This window comes from Kribbella sp. NPDC058245 (assembly GCF_042882005.1).
Classification (GTDB): Bacteria; Actinomycetota; Actinomycetes; order Propionibacteriales; family Kribbellaceae; genus Kribbella.
Genome location: NZ_JBHVWY010000005.1, coordinates 292,831 through 312,507 on the forward strand (window position 1 = coordinate 292,831; position 19,677 = coordinate 312,507).

13 protein-coding genes are annotated in these 19,677 nt (G+C 67.0%); 6 read left to right on the plus strand and 7 right to left on the minus strand.

Annotation, left to right across the window (positions count from 1 at the left end; genetic code table 11):
- Window positions 1-3: 3 nt before the first annotated feature.
- The 4 genes from ACFVWG_RS13645 to ACFVWG_RS13660 are packed head-to-tail and all read right to left on the minus strand — an operon-like array spanning window position 4 to window position 1,730.
- On the minus strand, window positions 4-321 hold the full coding sequence (locus ACFVWG_RS13645) for a helix-turn-helix domain-containing protein (RefSeq protein WP_391543549.1): 318 nt from the start codon (window positions 319-321) through the stop codon (window positions 4-6).
- Window positions 318-533: a type II toxin-antitoxin system RelE/ParE family toxin gene (locus ACFVWG_RS13650; protein WP_391543550.1), complete on the minus strand. Its 216-nt coding sequence runs from the start codon at window positions 531-533 to the stop codon at window positions 318-320. The genes ACFVWG_RS13645 and ACFVWG_RS13650 overlap by 4 nt, the downstream gene beginning before the upstream one ends.
- Before the next feature lie 56 nt (window positions 534-589).
- Window positions 590-862: a DUF3017 domain-containing protein gene (locus tag ACFVWG_RS13655; RefSeq protein ID WP_391543551.1), complete on the minus strand. Its 273-nt coding sequence runs from the start codon at window positions 860-862 to the stop codon at window positions 590-592.
- Between the two features lie 7 nt (window positions 863-869).
- On the minus strand, window positions 870-1,730 hold the full coding sequence (locus tag ACFVWG_RS13660; protein WP_391543552.1) for a bifunctional methylenetetrahydrofolate dehydrogenase/methenyltetrahydrofolate cyclohydrolase: 861 nt from the start codon (window positions 1,728-1,730) through the stop codon (window positions 870-872).
- Window positions 1,731-1,833: 103 nt separating this feature from the next.
- On the opposite strand from ACFVWG_RS13660, the gene ACFVWG_RS13665 reads away from it, so the two are divergent.
- Complete coding sequence (locus ACFVWG_RS13665; RefSeq protein ID WP_391543553.1) at window positions 1,834-2,820, plus strand: pirin family protein; 987 nt, start codon at window positions 1,834-1,836, stop codon at window positions 2,818-2,820.
- Window positions 2,821-2,834: 14 nt separating this feature from the next.
- A complete protein-coding gene (locus ACFVWG_RS13670) occupies window positions 2,835-3,419 on the plus strand; it encodes a hypothetical protein (protein WP_391543554.1) in 585 nt (194 codons plus the stop codon).
- Here the strand turns inward: ACFVWG_RS13670 and ACFVWG_RS13675 are convergent.
- A complete protein-coding gene (locus ACFVWG_RS13675) occupies window positions 3,416-4,078 on the minus strand; it encodes a phosphotransferase (RefSeq protein ID WP_391543555.1) in 663 nt (220 codons plus the stop codon). The genes ACFVWG_RS13670 and ACFVWG_RS13675 overlap by 4 nt on opposite strands.
- Window positions 4,079-5,350, minus strand: coding sequence for a glycoside hydrolase family 18 protein (locus ACFVWG_RS13680; RefSeq protein ID WP_391543556.1), 1,272 nt, complete (start codon window positions 5,348-5,350; stop codon window positions 4,079-4,081).
- 165 nt (window positions 5,351-5,515) lie between these two features.
- Between ACFVWG_RS13680 and ACFVWG_RS13685 the strand changes: the two genes are divergently transcribed.
- The 4 genes from ACFVWG_RS13685 (at window position 5,516) to ACFVWG_RS13700 (ending at window position 16,300) form a co-directional block, all read left to right on the plus strand.
- Complete coding sequence (locus ACFVWG_RS13685) at window positions 5,516-6,226, plus strand: transporter substrate-binding domain-containing protein (RefSeq protein WP_391543557.1); 711 nt, start codon at window positions 5,516-5,518, stop codon at window positions 6,224-6,226.
- Window positions 6,227-6,305: 79 nt separating this feature from the next.
- Window positions 6,306-9,614, plus strand: a complete 3,309-nt coding sequence (locus ACFVWG_RS13690; protein ID WP_391543558.1) for a S8 family serine peptidase — start codon at window positions 6,306-6,308, stop codon at window positions 9,612-9,614.
- Window positions 9,615-9,726: 112 nt separating this feature from the next.
- Window positions 9,727-13,002 (plus strand): S8 family serine peptidase, encoded by a 3,276-nt coding sequence (locus ACFVWG_RS13695; RefSeq protein ID WP_391543559.1) that lies wholly within the window; start codon window positions 9,727-9,729, stop codon window positions 13,000-13,002.
- Between the two features lie 70 nt (window positions 13,003-13,072).
- Complete coding sequence (locus ACFVWG_RS13700; protein WP_391543560.1) at window positions 13,073-16,300, plus strand: S8 family serine peptidase; 3,228 nt, start codon at window positions 13,073-13,075, stop codon at window positions 16,298-16,300.
- Between the two features lie 678 nt (window positions 16,301-16,978).
- On the opposite strand, the gene ACFVWG_RS13705 is transcribed toward ACFVWG_RS13700, so the two are convergent.
- The gene (locus ACFVWG_RS13705) at window positions 16,979-19,270 is read right to left on the minus strand and encodes a DUF222 domain-containing protein (RefSeq protein ID WP_391543561.1); all 2,292 of its coding nucleotides are present in this window, start codon (window positions 19,268-19,270) and stop codon (window positions 16,979-16,981) included.
- Between the last annotated feature and the right edge of the window lie 407 nt (window positions 19,271-19,677).

The following is a 19,677-nucleotide window of genomic DNA, read 5'->3' on the forward strand; positions in this document are numbered from 1 at the left end:
TGATCAGCTGAGCACGAGCCGCTCGTCCCCAAAGCTCGCAACCACCTCAAGCCGCCCACCAAGCGCCTCGACATACTTGCGAATAGTGCTCAGCTCAGACCGAGCCAGCTCCCCACGCTCGATCTTCGACACCGCAGTCTGCGTGATGTGCAGCCGCTCGGCGAGATCGGTCTGGGTCACTCCTTGCTCTCGCCGCACCTCAGCAAGCCGATACGCCCGAATCTCGGCGAGCGCCTCTTCCTTGTAGGCCTCATGCCTGGCCTTGTCCTCCGGCGTCTTGACGTACTTCGCCAGCTCTTCTTCATGCGTGTGGTACTTCATTCGTATTTCCTCCGCCCGTTCATCGGCCCTGGCCGCAACTCCTTCATGTTCGGGTGACGTGACGACTTGATCGTCTCCACCACCGGTCTGCCGAGCCCTGGTCCCAGCACGGCGATCAGGCTGACCCGGGCGCGAAGCCTGTCGCGATCCGGTGTCGACAGCTCGTCCAACCACTTCGAGTAGGCCTCGGTATAGGCGACCGTGTACGTCATTAAAGCAGATTAGTGCCCTCAGGTTCTAGAACCCAAAAGTACTAATCTCGTCAACCTCAGTTGGGGACTATGAGGCCGAGGGTGGCGATGGCGATGGCGGCGAGGAAGAGGAAGGCGGTGTCGAACATGCGGCCGCGGACGTGGAGGAGGCCGGCGGCTCGGTCGGAGAGGGTGGCGCGGAGGAGGGCGGCCAGGCCGGGGGCGGCGGCGAAGGTGAGGACGCCGTTGCGCCAGTTGTAGAAGGTGAGGATGACGAGGCCGGTGGCGCCTACCAGGAGGGAGAGGACCAGGGGCCATTCGGTGGTACGGCGCTGAGCCTCGCCCGCCATCAGCACGTCACGCTCGCTTCGGGGCGGACTCGGCGGCCTCGACGACGTTGGTGAGGAGCATGGCGCGGGTCATCGGGCCGATGCCGCCGGGCATGGGGGCGATCCAGGCGGCGGCTTCGCGGGCCTCGGGGGCGATGTCGCCGACGATCTTGCCTTCGGCGGAGCGGCTGGTGCCGACGTCGAGGAGGACGGCGCCGGGCTTGATCATGTCGGCGGTGACCAGGCCGGCGGAGCCGGCGGCGGCGATGACGATGTCGGCGGTGCGGACGACGGCGGCCAGGTCGGTGGTGCCGGTGTGGCACTGGGTGACGGTGGCGTTCTCGGAGCGGCGGGTGAAGAGCAGGCCCATCGGGCGGCCGGCGGTGACGCCGCGGCCGATGACGACCACGTGGGCGCCGGCGATCGGTACGTCGTACCGGCGGAGCAGTTCGACGCAGCCCTTGGGGGTGCAGGGGAGCGGGCCGTCCTGGCCGAGGACGAGCTTGCCGAGGCTGACCGGGTGCAGGCCGTCGGCGTCCTTCAAGGGGTCGATCAGGCCGAGGATGGTGTTGGTGTCGACGTGCTTGGGCAGCGGGAGCTGGACGATGAACCCGGTACAGGCCGGGTCCTCGTTGAGCTTCTTGACCTCGGCCGCGATCTCTTCCTGAGTGGTCGTCTCGGGCAGCTCGACCTGGATCGAGGCGATGCCGACGGCCGCGCAGTCGCGGTGCTTGCCGGCGACGTAGGCGCGGCTGCCCGGGTCGTCGCCGACCAGGATCGTGCCCAGGCCGGGAACCACACCCTGCTCCGCCAGCTTCGCGACCCGGACCTTGAGCTCGTCCTTGATCGCTGCCGCCGTTGCCTTGCCATCCAGAATCTGCGCGGTCACGAGGCAAGAGTCTGCCATGCGGCGGTTCGGGAATACCGCCCGCCCTTGCCGTGGTTCAGCCAGGTAGTTTATTCTTGAACTATCCAGCCAGGAGGAGAACGCCATGCCCGCCGTGACCGTCAGCGACATCACCGTGCTGCCCCGCATTCACCAGCCGGACCCGGCCGTGGCGCGGGAGCGGGCGGTCAAGTCTGTGACCACCGCGCCGAGCGGTTACGAGGGTGAGGGCTTCCCGGTACGGCGTGCCTTCGCGGGCGTCGATCTGAAGGATCTGGACCCGTTCATCCACATGGACCAGATGGGCGAGGTCGAGTACGCACCGGGTGAGCCCAAGGGCACCCCGTGGCACCCGCACCGCGGCTTCGAGACGGTCACCTACATGCTCGACGGGATCATGGAGCACCAGGATTCCCAGGGCGGCGGCGGTGTCATCTCCAACGGCGACACCCAGTGGATGACAGCAGCGAGTGGCTTGCTCCACATCGAGACTCCGCCGGAGCACCTGGTCATGAGCGGCGGTTTGTTCCACGGCGTTCAACTCTGGGTGAACCTGCCGAAGGCCAAGAAGTGGCTACCGCCGCACTATCAGGACATCCGGGGCGGCGACTCCGCGCTTCTCTCCACTGATGACGGTGGTGCGCTGATCCGAGTGATCGCGGGCTCGGTCGACGGCCACGATGGCCCTGGCTCGACGCATACGCCGATCACCCTGGTGCACGCGACCGTCAGCCCGGGCGCCGAGCTCGTGATCCCGTGGCAGCCGGACTACAACGCGCTCGTGTACGTGCTCGCCGGTCAGGGCACAGTCGGCGCCGAGCGTCGTCCGTTCCGCAAGGGACAGTTGGCGGTCTTCGGTCCCGGTGACACCATCCGTACGGCGGCCGCGACGACGCAACCGCAGGCGGAGCCGAACCTCGACGTACTGATCATCGGCGGTCGTCCGATCCGCGAGCCGATCGCGATGGCCGGTCCGTTCGTGATGAACACCCGCGCCGAGGTGATCCAGGCGTTCGAGGACTTCCAGGCGGGCAAGCTCGGCTCGATCCCGGCCGTGCACGGTCTCGGCACGGAGCTGCACCAGTCCAACTGACGTACCCTGCGGCGGTGAAGGTCGTCGCCGAGCGTCTCCTGATAGCGGTCGCCGCTCTCGTGATGCTCGGCTTCGGCTACGTCAACTCCGGGCTGAACACCTACCTGCCGTACGTCGATGTCGTCGATCAGGACGTGCGGTGGGGGCAACCGAAAGACGCCACCTGGTTCGTGCTGCTCGCAGCCTGGTCGGTCGTGATGATCGTGTGCGCAGGCTTGCCGCGCCGAGATGGTCGTGCCTCGTTCTGGTCGGCGAAAGGCAAAGAGGGACCGGCGGTCGTCCAAGGCCTGAGCGGCCTGATCGCCGCGGGCGGTGTGGGGCTGGCCTCGGCGTGGTTCAACATCATGCCGCTCGACACCGAGGACTTTCCGTGCCGCTATGCCGGTAGCTGCTGGCCGCATCAACCGGAGCTGTACGCCTGGGCGGCACCCGGCCTGATCGGAGCACTCGCCATGTTCGTGATGGCCTGCCTGGTGCTCTGGGTGCCGTGGTGGATCCGCGCCCTGACCCCGGTCGTGCTCTGGGTGGCCGCCGTACTCACCCTGCATGCGATCTGGGTGCCGACCCTGCTGCCGATCTTCACCGGCCCACCCAGCTAGGCGGTGTTCGGATCGAAGGCGCCGGAGTTGTCCAGGTCGATGTAGGACTGGATTCGCGGGTCGTCGTAGTCGCCGCCGTACGCCGCGACGAACGCGCGCGCGGCCGGCAGTCCGCCGTACTGGGGATTGCGGCCGGTGAGGCTTTTGACCATCAGGGCGAGGTCGAGATAGCGATCGCCGGTGCCGAGGCGGCCGAGGTCGAGGACGCCGCAGAACTGCAGGGTCTCGGGGTCGACGAAGACGTTCGGGGCGCAGTAGTCGCCATGCGTGACGGCAGTCTGCGAACCGGGGAAGGGCGAGGTGAAGGGGCAGGCCGATAGTGAGTCCATCAGCCGCAGGCCTTCAGCGAGGGCGGCGATCACGGCCGGCCGATCGGCCGGCGGCCAGTCGTCAGAGACGTCGCGGCCGGGGAGCTCGGCGGTCAGCAGCCAATTGTTGCCTCGGTCAACGACCTCCGGGCACGGGAAGCCGGTCGAACCGAGCCACTCCAGCCGATCCGCCTCGTCGCTGATCGCGGCGGCGATCGGGCCCTCGCCGGTCTTGTAGTACAGCCGTTCGCCGGCCCGCTCGAGCTGGACGACGGTCGCTCCCGACATACCGGCGAGAACCGGCTCGGCGCTCGAGGCGCCGAACCGGTCCATCACACTCCGAAGATCCACTCAGCGAAGGTTACGGTGCAACGCCGAAATGAGCTCCCCATTTGCGGTGTCACCGTCGAGCGACCAGATCATCGCGCCGCCGAGGTTGCGCTGCGAGATGTACTGGGCCTTGCGCTTCATCTCGATCGGGTCGTCCCAGGTCCAGAACGTGGTCCCGTCGAACAGCCAGGCGAAGCCGGCCTTGTTGTCCCGGTGGACCGTGTACGACGCGAGCTTCGTCTTCAGGATCCGGTAGTCCTCGTAGCCGGCCTCGTACGTCGCCGGCGCGGGGCCGGTGGCGTTCTGGAAGAGGCCGTTGTTGGCGTTCGTCACGCCGGTCCAGCCGCGCGAGTAGAACGGCACGCCCAGCACCAGCTTGCTCCGCGGCGCGTTCCGGGCCAGGTAGGCGTCCACCGTCACCTGGGAGCTGAACTCGGTCGCCGTCGGGTCACCCTTCGGCCCGTCGACCGAGGACTGCTGGTTGGTCTGCGGGTCCCAGGAGCCGTGGTAGTCGTACCCCTGGAGGGTGCCGAACGTGAGGTCCTTGAAGATCTTCTTGACCTCGAACCCCCGGTCGACCTGAGCCGGGTCCGCCGGGAGGAATGCGGTCAGGTTGTAGCGGCCCTTGAACGGCCACGACAACTTGTCGAGCTGCGTGCGGTACTCGTGCACGAGCCCGGTGAAGTTCACCTTGTCTTCCGGCCGGATCACGTTGCCGTCGTTACCGGGGCTGGACGGCCACTCCCAGTCCAGGTCGATGCCGTCGAAGATGCCCTTCGCGGCACCGGCCGGCAGACCGGGCAGGTTGCCCTTGATCCACAGGTCCGTGCAGGACTTCACGTGCGCGGCCCGAACGGCCGGCAGGGCCGCGTTCGAGAAGTACTTCGAACCCGTCCAGCCGCCGAGCGAGATGCTGATCCGCAGCTTCGGGAACTTCTTCTTCAGCTCCTTGAGCTGGTTCAGGTTGCCGTTCAGCACCTGACCGGGCTGGTCGGCGACGCCGCTGACGCTCTGCTCGGCGCTGAACGGCCGCTGGAAATCGGCCCACGGGTCGCTGCTGTAGCAGTTGCCCTGCTCGTCGACGAACCCGAACGCGTAGTTGATCTGGGTCAGCCGCGCGGCCGCCCCGTTCTTCACCAGGTCACTGACCAGGAAGTTCCGGTCGTAACCACTCCATTGCGTGTAATACCCCACCACACGCTGACTGTCGCCATGCGCTTCGGCCGGTACGGCGGTACTTCCCGCCAGCACGGTGGCCGCAGCCACCAACAGTCCAATACTTCGACGCTTCATCTGACTCCCCAACGGGCGGTCAAGGGACAAGTTGGCTCACAGTAGGACGCGTCCATCGATTTACACAATGTCCCTATGAAAAGTAGTGACCCGGATCCGGGGCGACGGCTGACGAGATCCCGCAGTCGTCGGACGAACAGCCGGTACGTCGCTAAGGTCGCCGGTATGACGAATGTGCGTGCCGACCTCGCGCCGACCGGCGTACTGCGAGCCTCGATCAACCTCGGGAACCCCGTCCTCGCGCAGGGCACTCCCGACGAACCGTCCGGGGTGACCGTCGACATCGCGCGCGAGCTCGCCCGGCGCCTCGACGTACCGCTGGAGCTGGTCTGCTTCGACGCGGCCCGGAAGTCCTTCGAGGCGATGACGACCGGCCAGGCCGATCTCTGCTTCCTCGCGATCGACCCGGCCCGCGCGGACGAGGTCGCGTTCACCGCGCCGTACGTGGTGATCGAGGGCGTCTTCGCCGTACCGGCCGAGTCGCAGCTCCACACCGTCGAGGACGTCGACCAGCCGGGTGTGCGGATCGGCGTGAAGCAGGGTTCGGCGTACGACCTCTACCTGACCCGCACCCTGCAGCACGCGACCGTGGTTCGCGGCGACGAAGGAACAGCCGTCTTCGAAGCTGAGAAGCTCGAGGTCGCGGCCGGTATCCGCCAGCCGATCACCGTCTTCGTCGCCGAGCACCCGGAGACACGGCTCATCGACGAGCGGTTCATGCAGATCCAGCAGGCTGTCGGCACCACCAAGACCCGGCAGCCCGAGACCGTCGCCTACCTGCACGCGCTCGTCGAGGACCTCAAGGCCTCAGGCTTCATCGCCGACTCGCTGCAGGCGGCCGGCCAAGGCGATGCCCAGGTGGCGCCGCCGGCCTGATTGCAGGTTCCTGCCATCGCGGGGGATTTCTGCGACCGGCAGGCAGGGTGTGGGCAACCCTAGAGGGAGGGGACTCATCGTGGTTGCATCCGCACCGCGATCGAGGCGTCTTGGCGTTGCCGCCGTCGCTTCGATCGCAGCCCTGGGAATCGGCCTGGCCGGCCTGTCCCAGGCTTCGGCAGCTCAGATCCGCCCAGGCTCGATCACCACCAATCACCCGAACGACGTACAGGTCACGCTGGTCACCGGTGATCGCGTCACCGTCCACAGCGACGGCAAGACCACCGTCGAGCCGCGGGCGAATCGCCGCGGTATCGCCTTCAGTATCTACCGGGTGAAGGAACACTTGTACGTCGTTCCGTCCGACGTCCGCGAGCAGTTGACCAGTGGTCGGCTGGACCGCGGGCTGTTCGACGTGACCGGGCTGATCAAGGCCAAGTACGACGACAAGTCGACCAACGCGATCCCCCTGATCGTCACGTATACAGCCAAAGCCAGGACGCGGGCCGCCGTACCGGGGGCGACAGTCACCCGTCAGCTGCCGGTCGTCAACGGTGCGGCGCTCAGCATCCCCAAGGGTCATGACTTCCTGGCGGCTGCCGGTACGGCGCGGTCCGCGACAGCCATCGAGAAGATCTGGCTGGACGGCAAGCGCGAGGTCTTGCTGGACAAGTCGGTGCCGCAGATCGGTGCACCGGAAGCCTGGAAGGCCGGCTACACCGGCAAGGGCATCAAGGTCGCCGTACTGGACACCGGCATCGACGCGACCCACCCCGACCTGGCGACCCAGGTCGTGGACGCGAAGAACTTCACCTCCGAGCCACCCGAGGACATCGTCGGGCACGGCACCCACGTGGCCTCGACCATTGCGGGTACCGGGGCGGCTTCGGGCGGCAAGTACAAGGGGGTCGCACCGGACGCCAAGCTGTACGACGGCAAGGTGTGCGAGGTGTTCGGCTGCGCCTATTCGGACATGATCGCCGGCCTGGAGTGGGCAGCGACCGAGGTCAAGGCGACCGTCGTCAACCTCAGCATCGGCGGCACCGACACCCCGGAGATCGACCCGATCGAAGAAGCCGTCAACCGGCTGACGGCCGAGACCGGCACCCTCTTTGTCATTGCCGCAGGCAACGAAGGGCCCCGGGCCGGTACCGTCGACTCACCGGGGAGTGCGGATGCCGCACTGACCGTCGGTGCGGTCGACAAGCAGGACCAGCTGGCCGGCTTCTCCAGCGTCGGACCACGCGTCGGTGACGGCGCGGTCAAGCCGGACGTCACGGCACCCGGCGTCGACATCGTCGCCGCGCGTTCCAAGGACGCCTCGATCGGGATACCGGTCGGCGACAAGTACCTACAGCTCAGCGGTACGTCGATGGCCACGCCACACACCGCCGGCGCCGTCGCGATCCTGGCGCAGGAACACCCGGGCTGGAAGGCTCCCGAGCTGAAGGCGGCGATCACCGGCTCCGCGAAGCCGGCTGCCGGCCAGACCACGTTCCAGCAGGGTGCCGGCCGCATTGACGTGGCCAAGGGCATCAAGCAGACCGTGGTCAGCGACCCGGGCAACCTGTCGTTCGGGACCGCACTCTGGCCGCACAACGATGACGAGCCGGTGACCAAGACGCTCACGTACCGGAACCTGGGCGACCAGCCCGTCACGCTCAACCTGGCAGCGACACTGACCGACCCGGCCGGGAACGCGGCTCCGGCCGGCGCGCTGCAGCTGAGCGCGAACACCGTCACGGTTCCGGCCGGCGGTTCGGCATCGGTGCAGGCGACCTCGAACACCAGGAACGCCGGGCCGGACGGTGCCTACTCCGGCCGCGTCGTCGCGACCGCGGGCGACGCATCGGTGGTCACCGGAATCGGCCTCATCAAGGAGGTCGAGAGCTATGCGCTCACGATCACCGCGACCGGTCCGGACGGTCAGCCCACCGCGCCGTACGGGATGTACCTCGGCCTCGACGGCACTGCGTTCGAATTCTTCGGGAACGACGAGAACCAGGTGACGCTGCGGCTGCCCAAGGGTGGTTACCACCTGCAGGGTGAGCTGTACCTGAACGACCCGAACGACCCGGAGAACTACCTGTCGTACTTGCTGGTGCAGCCGAAGCTGCAGCTGACCAAGGACACCAGCGTCAACTTCGACACCAGGATCGCCAAGCCGGTCAAGGTGACCGTGCCGAAGCCCGAGGCGAAGGTCGCCATCGGCCTGGTCGGCTACCTGCGGACCCTGCCGGGACAGGACGAGCCCTTCAACTATTCGGCCCTGGCGTTCAGCTTCGACGGCATGTTCAGTGCGCAGATCGGGCCGGCGGTGTCGCCGGACGAACTGACCGGGTTCGTGGAGTCCCAGTGGGGCGAGCCGGGTGCGGACGGGTTCTTCACCAACTCGCCGTACCTGTATGCGCAGGCGAACAGTTTCCCGGGGTTCGTCCCGACCGGATTCACCCGGAACGTGCAGCCGAAGGATCTGGCCGAGATCAGCTTCCGGATCAACGCGGCCAGTGACCGACCCCTCGATCGGGCCGTGTTCTCCTCGGTCGCCGACTCGGCGATCGGCCTGCAGTACGACCAGCCGGCCGTGATCAAGGTGCTGGTCGACGCCCGGACGGCCCAGTGGAGCAGCATGATCCGCGAGGTGCTACCGAATCCGGACCCGGACAACCCGTTCCCGCAGATCTTCACCACGCTGCTGTCTCCGGTCAGGCAGTACCGGGCCGGTCAGAAGTACCAGGAGCGGTTCAACGCGGCCGTCTTCACCCCGGGACCGAGGTCCGCCGTCCGGACCGGGAACGAACTGACGCTCCTCGTCGACAACCTGCGGGACGCCGACGGCAACCAGGGCTCGACCAAGACCGACAGCGCGTCGAGCAAGCTGCTGCGCGACGGCAAGGTGATCGCCGAGAGCCCGTTCTTCGGTGAGGTCTCCGCCACGGACCTACCGCCCGGCAAGGCGAAGTACACGTTCCAGACCTCGATGACGCGGCCGTCGGTGGCGGCGTTCACAACCAGGACCGACCTGAGCTGGACGTTCTCGTCGGCAGCGACCATCCGGCAGACACTACTGCCGCTGGTCGGCGTGAGCTACCAGCCGAAGGTCGACAAGTTCAATGTCGTCGACCGTACGCCGGTGACCGTCCTGCCGTTCTCCCTGGTCGCGCAGCCGAGCAGTGCCGTGCCTGCGGTCAAGAAGGTCGAGCTCAAGGTGTCCGGCGACGACGGCAAGACCTGGCAGCGGGCGTCGGTCGTGCGGTCCGGCGGTTCGTACCGGGCCATCTTCGCCACCCCGAAGGGGGCGAGGACGATCTCGCTGAAGGCCCACGTAGTAGATGCCCAAGGCAACAGTACTGACCAGACCACGATCGGTGCCTATCCGCTGAGGTAACTGGTCCGGAGCTGTTCGATCCCCATCGAATAGCTCCGGGCATGCAACCTCGGCCGCGGTTCAGTGCGTTTCTGTGCAGCAGAATCATCAGACTTCTGGGGAGGATCCCGTCGTGACTCAGAGTTCGAGAACGAGACCTGCGATCGCCGTACTGGCGGTGGCGGGTCTTGCGTTGACAGGTTTGAGCGGCCAGGCTGTGGCTGCGCCGCCGGCTCCATCGGCCGCGAAGCCGACCGCCAAGCCGGCGCTTGCTGGAAAAGACGTCCAGGTCACCCTCATCACCGGCGACCGGGTGCTCCTGCGCGGCGGCGACCCGGCCAAGCAGACCGTCCAGGCAGGCCCCGGCCGCGAAGGCATCGGCTTCCAGTCCCAGCGGACCAAGGACCACTCGTACGTGATCCCGGCCGACGTCGTCAAGGACGTCTCCTCGGGGCGGCTCGACCGGCGGCTGTTCGACGTCACCGGACTGATCAAGGCCGGGTACGACGATGCCTCGTCGAAGGTGATCCCGGTGCTGGCGACGTATCAGGGGAGGGCGAAGCGCGTCGTACCGGCTGGTGCGAAGGTGACGCGGCAGTTGTCGTCGATCAACGGCGCAGCCGTCGAGGTGGACAAGGCCAAGGCGGGTTCGTTCCTGGCTACGGCTTCCGGCAAGATCTGGCTGGACGGCAAGCGTCAGGTGACGCTCGACCAGTCGGTGCCGCAGATCGGCGGTCCGGACGCGTGGGCCGCTGGGTATACGGGTAAGGGCGTATCGGTCGCCGTACTGGACACCGGTATCGATGCGACCCATCCGGATCTGGCGACGCAAGTTGCGGGCGAGAAGAACTTCACCACCGAGTCGGCCGATGACGTGATCGGCCATGGCACGCACGTGGCCTCGACGATCGCCGGCACGGGTGCCGCGTCGGGCGGGAAGTACAAGGGCGTGGCGCCGGACGCGAAGCTCTACGACGGCAAGATCTGCGTCGAGGAGGGCTGCTACGAGTCCGACATGCTGGCCGGGATGGAGTGGGCGGCCAAGGACGTCAAGGCCAAGGTCATCAACTTCAGCATCGGCGGTCCGGACACTCCTGAGATCGATCCGATCGAGGAGGCCGTGAACCGGCTGACCGCGGAGACCGGCGCCCTGTTCGTGATCGCGGCCGGCAACAGCGGGACCGGCGACCGGACGATCGAGTCGCCCGGCAGTGCGGACGCGGCCCTGACCGTCGGCGCCGTCGACAAGCAGGACGCGCTCGCCTACTTCTCCAGCGCCGGTCCCCGCATCGGCGACAGCGCGGTGAAGCCTGACGTGACTGCGCCTGGTGTGGACATCGTCGCGGCGAAGTCGAAGGACTCGAGCATCGGTGAACCGGTCGGCGACAAGTACCTGCGCCTATCCGGTACGTCGATGGCCACGCCGCACACGGCTGGCGCTGCCGCGGTACTGGCGCAGGAGCATCCGTCGTGGAAGGCGGGTGAGCTGAAGAGCGCGTTGATGGGTTCGGCGAAGGTGGCTGCGGACCAGACGACGTTCCAGCAGGGTGCCGGCCGGATCAACCTGACGACGGCGATCAAGCAGAACGTGATCGCTTCGGAAAGCAGCTTGTCGTTCGGGTTGGCGTCGTACCCGCACACCGACGATGAGCCCGTCACCAAGCCGCTGACCTTCCGCAACCTCGGCGACGCTCCCGTCACGCTGAACCTCGCGACGACCTTCAACGACGGCACTGGTGCCGCGGCTCCGGCGGACGCGCTGGTTCTGGGCGCCAACACGGTGACGGTGCCTGCGGGTGGGACCGCTGCCGTTCAGGTCACCTCGAACACCAAGAACAGCGGGCCCGATGGCCTGTACTCCGGCCGCATCACGGCCACGGGCGGTGGCCAGACGGTCGTCGTACCGGTCGGTGTCGAGAAGGAGGTCGAGTCGCACACGCTGACCGTGCAGACGATCTCCTACAACGGCAAGCCGTCCGAGTACACGTACCAGGTCGCCGTCTACAACGTCGACACGGGCGAGGCCGAGTACTACGACCCGGACGCGGACGGCCAGGTCAAGGCCAAGCTGCCGAAGGGCGAGTACCTGGTCAGCCAGTTCTCGGAGTTCGAGCGGGGCGAGGAGGACTGGATCTTCTTCGAACTGGTCGATCCGCAGGTGCAGATCGACGCCGACCAGACCGTCGTCCTCGACGCCCGCAAGGCCAAGGTGGTCGAGACGGACGCGCCGAGGGCCGGCGCCGAGCAGGCGACCTCAGCCATCGGGTTCGACCGGACCAAGCCGGGGACGAACGCAAGGTACAGCTCGGAGCTGGGAGGTTTCGGCAACGGTGACGTGTACACCTGGAGCGCCGGTCCCAAGCTGCCGGAGACCGAGATGGTCGGGCACTTCGCGTCGCAGTGGGGTGTCCCGGGCGCGGAAGATTTCTTCATCAACACGCCGTACCTGTACACACTGGCGCAGCGCACCCCGGGCGAGTTCCCGACCGGGTACCACCGAACGGTGCGGCCGAAGGACCTGGCCGTGATCGACACCCAGGTGAACACCAGCTCCGACCGGCAGGCGATCGCCTTCATGTTCCCGACCCTCGAAGGGGTCGGCTGGTCCTCCGCCCGCGCGATCTACCTCGACACGCCACGATCGATCCAGTACTACGTCGACGCGGCGGCCGGGTGGTCCTCGAGCCTCCAGGAAGCGGGTACCGACGAGGACTTCCGGGGCAGGTGGGAGCTCAACGGTGACCTCAAGTCCTACCGCGCCGGCCGGACCTATCACGAGCTGTGGAACGCGGCGGCGTTCGGTCCCGAGGGCGACGTGCTGCGGTACCAGGACGGCGTCGGGGTCTCCCTCGGCAACTTCGGTGATGCGAGCGGTGCCGCCGGATACATCAAGACCGATTCGGCGAGCACCGTCCTCACCCGCAACGGCGAGCAGATCGCGACCTCGAACCGCTTCGGATCCGTCGATGCGGGCGGGCAGCCGGCGGAGAAGACGGCGTACAAGGTCGTCACCACCGGCACCCAGTCGGCCTCGCCGTTCGCCACCAAGGTCGACGTGACCGCCACCTTCACCTCGGCGGCCACCCCCGACTTCACCCTCGCCCCGATCAACACGGTCCGCTTCCAGCCGAAGGTCGACGATCACAACCTCGCCACCCGGACCAAGGTGACGGCCCTGCCGGTCGTCGTCGACGGCGTGAAAGCCTCGCAGGTCAAGGCTTTGACGGTCGAGGTGTCGGGTGACGGCGGTACGACGTGGAAGGCCGCGAAGGTGCATCGCGCCGGCAAGGGCTTCGTCGCGGTGTTCGAAACGCCCGCTGGTGCTGGGGTTTCGCTGCGGGCGTCGGTGACGGACAAGGCCGGCAACAACACCACGCAGTCGGTGGTGAACGCCTACAAGATTCGCTGAGCATGCAACCCCAGGTCTGGGTCGATCCGTCTTCGGTTCGTCACCTGACCTAGACCTGGGAGGGCCTTCCATGGCTCGAAGTTCGAGAACGAGACCCGCGATTGCCGCACTGGTGATCGCGGGTCTCGCTTTGTCCGCGGCGCATGCACGGGCAGCTGAATCGTCAGCCCCTGCTGGGAAAGCAATACCTGCTGGAAGAGACGTCCAGGTCACGCTGATCACCGGTGACCGCGTAGTACTGCACGGTGGCGACCCGACGAAGCTGTCCATAGCGCGTGGTGCAGGGCGAGAGCGCGTCCGCTTCCAGACCTACCAAACCAAGGGTCACTCGTACGTGATCCCGTCCGATGCGATCAAGGCCGTCGGCGACGGGCAACTGGACGACCGACTGTTCGACGTGGCCGGACTGATGAAGGCCGGGTACGACGATGCCTCGTCGAAGGTGATCCCGGTGCTGGCGACGTATCAGGGGAGGGCGAAGCGCGTCGTACCGGCTGGTGCGAAGGTGACGCGGCAGTTGTCGTCGATCAACGGCGCAGCCGTCGAGGTGGACAAGGCCAAGGCGGGTTCGTTCCTGGCTACGGCTTCGGGCAAGATCTGGCTGGACGGCAAGCGTCAGGTGACGCTCGATCAGTCGGTGCCGCAGATCGGTGGTCCGGACGCGTGGGCCGCGGGGTATACGGGTAAGGGCGTGTCGGTCGCCGTACTGGATTCCGGGATCGATGCGACGCATCCGGATCTGGCGACGCAGGTTGCCGGGGAGAAGAACTTCACCACCGAGGCTGCTGAGGATCTCGTAGGGCACGGCACTCATGTCGCGTCGACGATCGCCGGCACCGGTGCCGCGTCGGGCGGGAAGTACAAGGGTGTCGCGCCGGACGCCAAGCTGTACGACGGCAAGGTCTGCGGGGTTGTGGGCTGCTACGAGTCCGACCTGCTGGCCGGGATGGAGTGGGCGACCAAAGAGGTCAAGGCCAACGTCGTCAACTTCAGCATCGGCGGTCCGGACACTCCTGAGATCGATCCGATCGAGGAGGCCGTGAACCGGCTGACCGCGGAGACGGGCGCGCTGTTTGTCGTTGCCGCCGGCAACAGCGGGGACGGCGACCGAACGGTTGAGTCCCCGGGCAGTGCGGATGCTGCGCTGACCGTCGGTGCGGTCGACAGGCAGGACCACTTGGCCGACTTCTCCAGCCGCGGGCCGCGGATCGGTGACAGCGCGCTGAAGCCGGACGTCACCGCGCCGGGTGTGGGCATTGTCGCGGCGAAGTCGAAGGACTCGAGCATCGGCGAGCCGGTCGGCGATAAGTACCTGCGGTTGTCTGGTACGTCGATGGCGACGCCGCACACGGCTGGTGCTGCTGCGGTGCTGGCGCAGGAGCATCCGTCGTGGAAGGCGGGTGAGCTGAAGAGCGCGTTGATGGGTTCGGCGAAGGTTGCTGCGGATCAGACCGCGTTCGAGCAGGGTGCTGGCCGGATCAACCTGACGACGGCGATCAAGCTGAACGTGATCGCTTCGGAAAGCAGCTTGTCGTTCGGGTTGGCGTCGTACCCGCACACCGACGATGAGCCGGTCACGAAGCCGCTGACCTTCCGCAACCTTGGCGACGCGCCTGTCACGTTGGACCTCGCGACGTCGTACAACGCTCCGAGCGGTAGCCCGGCGCCGGCGGATGCCTTGGTTTTGAATGCCAGCACGATCACAGTGCCGGCTGGCGGTACCGCGTCGGTGCAGGTGACCTCCAACACCAAGCACGACGGTGCGGACGGCTTCTACTCCGGCTGGATCACCGCGACCGGCGGCGGGCAGACCGTCGTCGTACCGGTCGGTGCCGAGAAGGAGATCGAGTCGCACACCGTGACTGTGCAGACGATTGCCCGGGACGGCGCACCGTCCGACTACACCGTCGCGCTCTTCGACATCGGCACCGGCAAGCTGACGTGGCATGAGACCGACGGAACCCTGAAGCTCAGGCTGCCGAAGGGCGAGTACCTGATCGACGATTACCAGGAGTTCGAGCAGGCGCCCGATGATTGGATCGGTCTCAAGCTCGTCGCGCCCAGCGTCAAGACCGACGCGGACCGGACCGTGGTTCTCGATGCCCGCAAGGCCGAACCGATCACCTTGACCGCGCCCGAGAGCGGGGCGAGCGAGGCCGACTCACAGGCCGGCTACTTCCGTCGGTCGAAAAACCCTGCCGTAGAGGGGTTCTCCTCGGCGAGTAACGCGAACGGTCTCTACACGCTCAGCACCGGTCCGAAGCTGACTGCTGCCGAGATGACGGGACACGTGACCTCGCTGTGGGGTGTCCGGGGCGACGGCCCGGTTCCCTTCGAGAACTCGCCTTACATGTACGCGCTGGCGCAGACCCAGCCCGGCGAGTTCGTCACCGGTTACCAACGCACCGTACGGAAGAGCGACCTGGCCGTCGTCAACACGACAGTGAACGGACCGGCCGGACACAAGATCGGCGTCGTGGCCTGGGCGGAGACCGGCGGAGTCAGCATGTCGCGGGTGACCAGCTTCGACAACACACGACCGATCCGCTACTACTACGACGATCTGCCCAGCGGCTGGTTGTCTGGAGTAGAACAGCCGATGGACGGGATCGCCGCCCTGCAGGATGCCAGGCCGGTGCGCTACCGGGCCGGCCGGACCTACCACGTGCGCTGGAACGCGGCGGCGTTCGGGCCGCGCGTCTTCCAGGCAACATGTGAAGGCGGACATCTCGGCGTGTTCATCATGAACCACGGCGACGCCGACGGCCACGCCGACTTCAGTGGCTCGGACTCCTTCACCAACACCCTCTACCGCAACGGGGTGCAGATTGCGTCCGGTGGTGAATCCTTCGGCTCGATCATCGTCGACGGGCTGCCGGCGGAGAAGTCGACGTACAAGTTCGTGACCTCAGGCACCAAGTCGTCCACCGGCTTCGCCACCAAGGTCGACGTGACGGCAACCTTCACCTCGGCCGCCACCACGACCCGAACGGACCTGCCGATCAGCACCGTGCGTTTCCAGCCGAAGGTCGACCGAGAGAACCAGACCCCCAGAACAGCGGTCACCGAACTCCCGGTCGTGGTCGACGGCGCCAAGACTCTCAAGTGCCTCAAGGTCGAGGTCTCCGGTGACAACGGCGCCACCTGGGCGGCCGCCAAGATCCGCAGGACCCCAACGGGCTACACGGCCACCTTCACTACGCCGGCCGGGCCCACGGTCTCTCTCCGAGCCCACCTCACCGACCAAGCCGGCAACACCACCGACCAATCGGTCATCTCCGCCTATCACCTGAAGTAACCCAACGCAGCCGCCGCCTTTCCGGCGGCGGCTGCCCGCGGGGCGACAGTTTCCTCCGGACGCACGACTGCCGGCGCCGCCAAGACTCGGGTGTGGCCCGAAGACCTGTGCGAGTCTCAGGTCGGTGTTGCGGGGCTAGGTGACTGCCAGTCCTACCCGCCAGGCCACACCTTCACGGCCAACATCATCGTTGGTACCTGGCAGCGCCCGGAGCGGACCCGCATCCTCGGTGGCCTCTCCGCCCCCTGCGGCTGGCAGTAACGCACCTCCAGACCCGAACAGGCAGGGTGAACATTTCCCGCCTGTTGTGGAAGGCGGAGAGCAACCTGCAAGGCCAACGGCCGGTCCCAGGGCCGCCGGAGACTTGGCTGGCTCATAGGCGAGTGATGACCGGGCCGCGGCACTGGTTGTCGTGCTGGCGGGCAGTGCATCGCGCGTTCGTGCGCATCGCGGGACAGGGACACCAGGGGTCGGGCGCATCGCGGGGCCAGGCGCACCACAGGTTCGCGCGCACCAGGGGGTCAGACGCATCGCGAGGTCGGGCGCCCCAGGGTCGGGCGCACCACAGGTTCACGCGCACAGGTCGGGTTGTACGCAAGGCGTCGAGTCCGGTCGTGGCGGTACTGGTTGGCGTGGGGGTACTTCTTTGCGCGGTGGCTCGGGTGGGGGCGTTACTCGTCAGAATGGTGGCGGGTCCGATGAGTTGGTGTCGGCTGCGGGTTCTGGAGTGCTTGGCGATCCCTGCATCCGGCCGCCGGTCGGTGGATGCGTTGCGGAGCTGGGTGGGTCAGTGGGGGATCGCCGTGTCTGTGCCGCTTGGTGTTGGTGGTGTTGGATCGGGCCGCGGGCGGGTGGGACGGTGGTGTAGCGGTGGCCGGTGGGTGTGGTGAGGGTGATTGATCCGTCGGGGTGGTTTTGGGTGTGCCAGCCCCAGGCGGGGGTGTCTTTGATGAGGTGGTGGTATTGGCAGTAGGGGGCGAGTCCGGCCAGGCTGGTGGTTCCGGAGATGGCGAAGCGGGTGCCGTGGTCGCGGTCGCATTCGCGGGAGGTGCGGTTGCAGCCGGGCCAGGCGCAGACGGGGTGTCGGGCGAGGAGGGTTTCGCTGACGAGTGTGCCGGGGTCGTGGCGGGTGGTTGAGGCTTCCAGGACGGTGCCGTTGATGGGGTCGGTCAGGAGGCGGCGCCAGGTGCCGTTGGCGGCGATGCGGCGGCCGAGGTCGGCGGGGATGGGTCCGTAGCCGGTGAGTTCGCAGGGGTCGTTGTCCAGGCCGAGCAGGGTGCTGGCTGGGATGACTACTTCGATGTGTGGGCGTCTTTTGTGCTGGTCGGGTAGTCGGCGTCCGAGCCAGTCGAGTCCGTTGTGGAGGATGTGCTCGAACAGGTCGGTCACGGCGTCGGCTCGGCGTTGTGGTGCGGTGCGTTCGTCGCGTGGGCGTGGTTGCTGTCCGGGCTCGGTGTTCGTGGTGGCGGGATCAGAATGGTTGCCCAGGGCCTCATCGGCCAGTGTGTCGGCGTCTGTGCCGCTGCCGCTGCCGCTGCCGCCGCTACCGGTGCCGGTGCCGGTGCCGGTGCCGGTGCCCGTGCCCGTGCCCGTGCCCGTGCCCGTGCCCATGGCACTCCCGCTGCCGCTACCGCTACCCATGGCGCTACCGGTGCTGGTGCCGCTACCGGTGCAGTTGCCGGTGTCAGGTGTTGTGTTGACGCCAGGTGTCTCGGTCGCCGGGCTGGGCTCGCGATCGGGGGTCGCGCTGGTGTTGACGTTTGTCGCAGCGTTGGTGTCGGCCTCGTTCGGGGTGGCGGGGTTCGTAGCGTGCTCGAAGTCGGCGGTGGGGCTGACGTCGGTGGTGGGGCTGGCGTCGGTGGTGGGTTCGACGTCGGTGGCGGGGCCGGGGTTGCTGGTGGGGTTGGCGTCGGTAGTGGGCCCGGCGTCGGTGCTGGGGCCGGTGCTGCTGGGGTTGAAGCCGGTGCTGGGAGCGGTGCTGCTGGTGGTGGTTGGGTTGGTGGGGCGTTTGGAGAGGTCTGCGATGGCTTGGACGGCGACCCATATTTGCTGGATCTTGTCGGCGGTGTGGACGATCCAGAGGCCGGCCATGCCGCCTGCCAGGGGGACGATTTTGCAGGTGCGTTCGCGGAGGGCTTCGCGGTGTTCGTCGGCTTGTTCGGCGGCGGTGTGTTTGGCGACTTGGCGGCGTAGGGATTTGCGCAGGTTGGCGTGGGTCTGGGATGGCGCGCGCCGCAGTACGTGTGCTTCGACTGCTTGTGCTGATTCGTCGGGCAGGTTGCGGGTGGCTTCTGAGATCGACAGGGCCTTGGACCAGGACAGGGCGCCGGATCGGAGTGCGGTGTTGGTGGCTGACAGTGGTCCGGTCAGGTGGAGTGCGGTCTCGATGTGGTGGACGGCGGTGTCTGCGGACAGGTGCAGGGCTGCGCCGACCTCGGCGGCCCAGGACCGTTCGGGGTCGACGGGCCGGCCGGAGGAATCGGTCTGGGCGGGTCGCGGGTTGTCGGCGTACTGGGCTTTGCGCTGGCGGAAGAACGTGGCCATCGCTCCTGCCTTCATCGATTCGGCCCAGGAGGCGAGTCGTGCTGCTGCTTTCATCAACTCGATCAGCACGATCGGGGACTCGGTCTGTGGGCGTACCGGTTCGAGTGCGGTGGCGAGTTCGCCGCCTGGGGGCAGGAACACCCAGGCCGGCGCGGACCGGCGCAGCATCTCGCGTTCGGCCTCGTCCTGGTCGACGCCGGACCACAGTTCCCATTCGAGATCGTCGACCTTGTTGGCCTGGTAGGGCTCGCCGAACAGGTCGTCGGCGCTGAGAGCCACGATCGCGTCCGGGTCATCGGGGTCGTACGGGGGCGAGGAGTCGGGGTAGTCGTGCCATTGCTCGAGGGGCGGGTCCAGATCGGGCTGCGCGGCGAGATAGCCGGCGTACAGCTCCTCGTCGGTGGCGCAGATCGATCGACTGGTCATACGCCAACAGTAGAACAAGTGTTCGAATACCCCAAATCGAGGCTGATCGGAACAGTGTGATGCCTCAGGACATTGGTGACAGTTCTGTCTCAACACATCGGTGACACTGATGGCCAACCAAGGCATGTGCTCGGGCCGACCGGACGCGCTCGCTCGGCGGCATGTGCGGACGCCTGGGTGCGCCGCTGAGACACTGTCGCATGAGGTCAGTGCAGGTGTTCCCAGGCATGGATCTGCGTCGGCTGACGTCCTGCTCGATAACGTTGGCGACCGCGCAGGGTCGGAATGGTTCGGGTTGCCGATCGACGCCTTGAGATCAGTTTGACCCACAACGAATCTGCGCAAGACCTAATCCACGTGTTGGAGGACGAGGAACTCGTTCTCCGCGTCCGATGTGGACTCCCTGC

What these genes read in the sequence shown, in the direction of transcription:
- ACFVWG_RS13650 (WP_391543550.1), bottom strand. Translation starts at nt 533, where the DNA reads ATGACGTACACGGTCGCCTATACCGAGGCCTACTCGAAGTGGTTGGAC.
- ACFVWG_RS13665 (WP_391543553.1), top strand. Translation starts at nt 1,834, where the DNA reads ATGCCCGCCGTGACCGTCAGCGACATCACCGTGCTGCCCCGCATTCAC.
- ACFVWG_RS13680 (WP_391543556.1), bottom strand. Translation starts at nt 5,350, where the DNA reads ATGAAGCGTCGAAGTATTGGACTGTTGGTGGCTGCGGCCACCGTGCTG.
- ACFVWG_RS13700 (WP_391543560.1), top strand. Translation starts at nt 13,073, where the DNA reads ATGGCTCGAAGTTCGAGAACGAGACCCGCGATTGCCGCACTGGTGATC.
- ACFVWG_RS13645 (WP_391543549.1), bottom strand. Translation starts at nt 321, where the DNA reads ATGAAGTACCACACGCATGAAGAAGAGCTGGCGAAGTACGTCAAGACG.
- ACFVWG_RS13685 (WP_391543557.1), top strand. Translation starts at nt 5,516, where the DNA reads ATGACGAATGTGCGTGCCGACCTCGCGCCGACCGGCGTACTGCGAGCC.
- ACFVWG_RS13655 (WP_391543551.1), bottom strand. Translation starts at nt 862, where the DNA reads ATGGCGGGCGAGGCTCAGCGCCGTACCACCGAATGGCCCCTGGTCCTC.
- ACFVWG_RS13705 (WP_391543561.1), bottom strand. Translation starts at nt 19,270, where the DNA reads ATGACCAGTCGATCGATCTGCGCCACCGACGAGGAGCTGTACGCCGGC.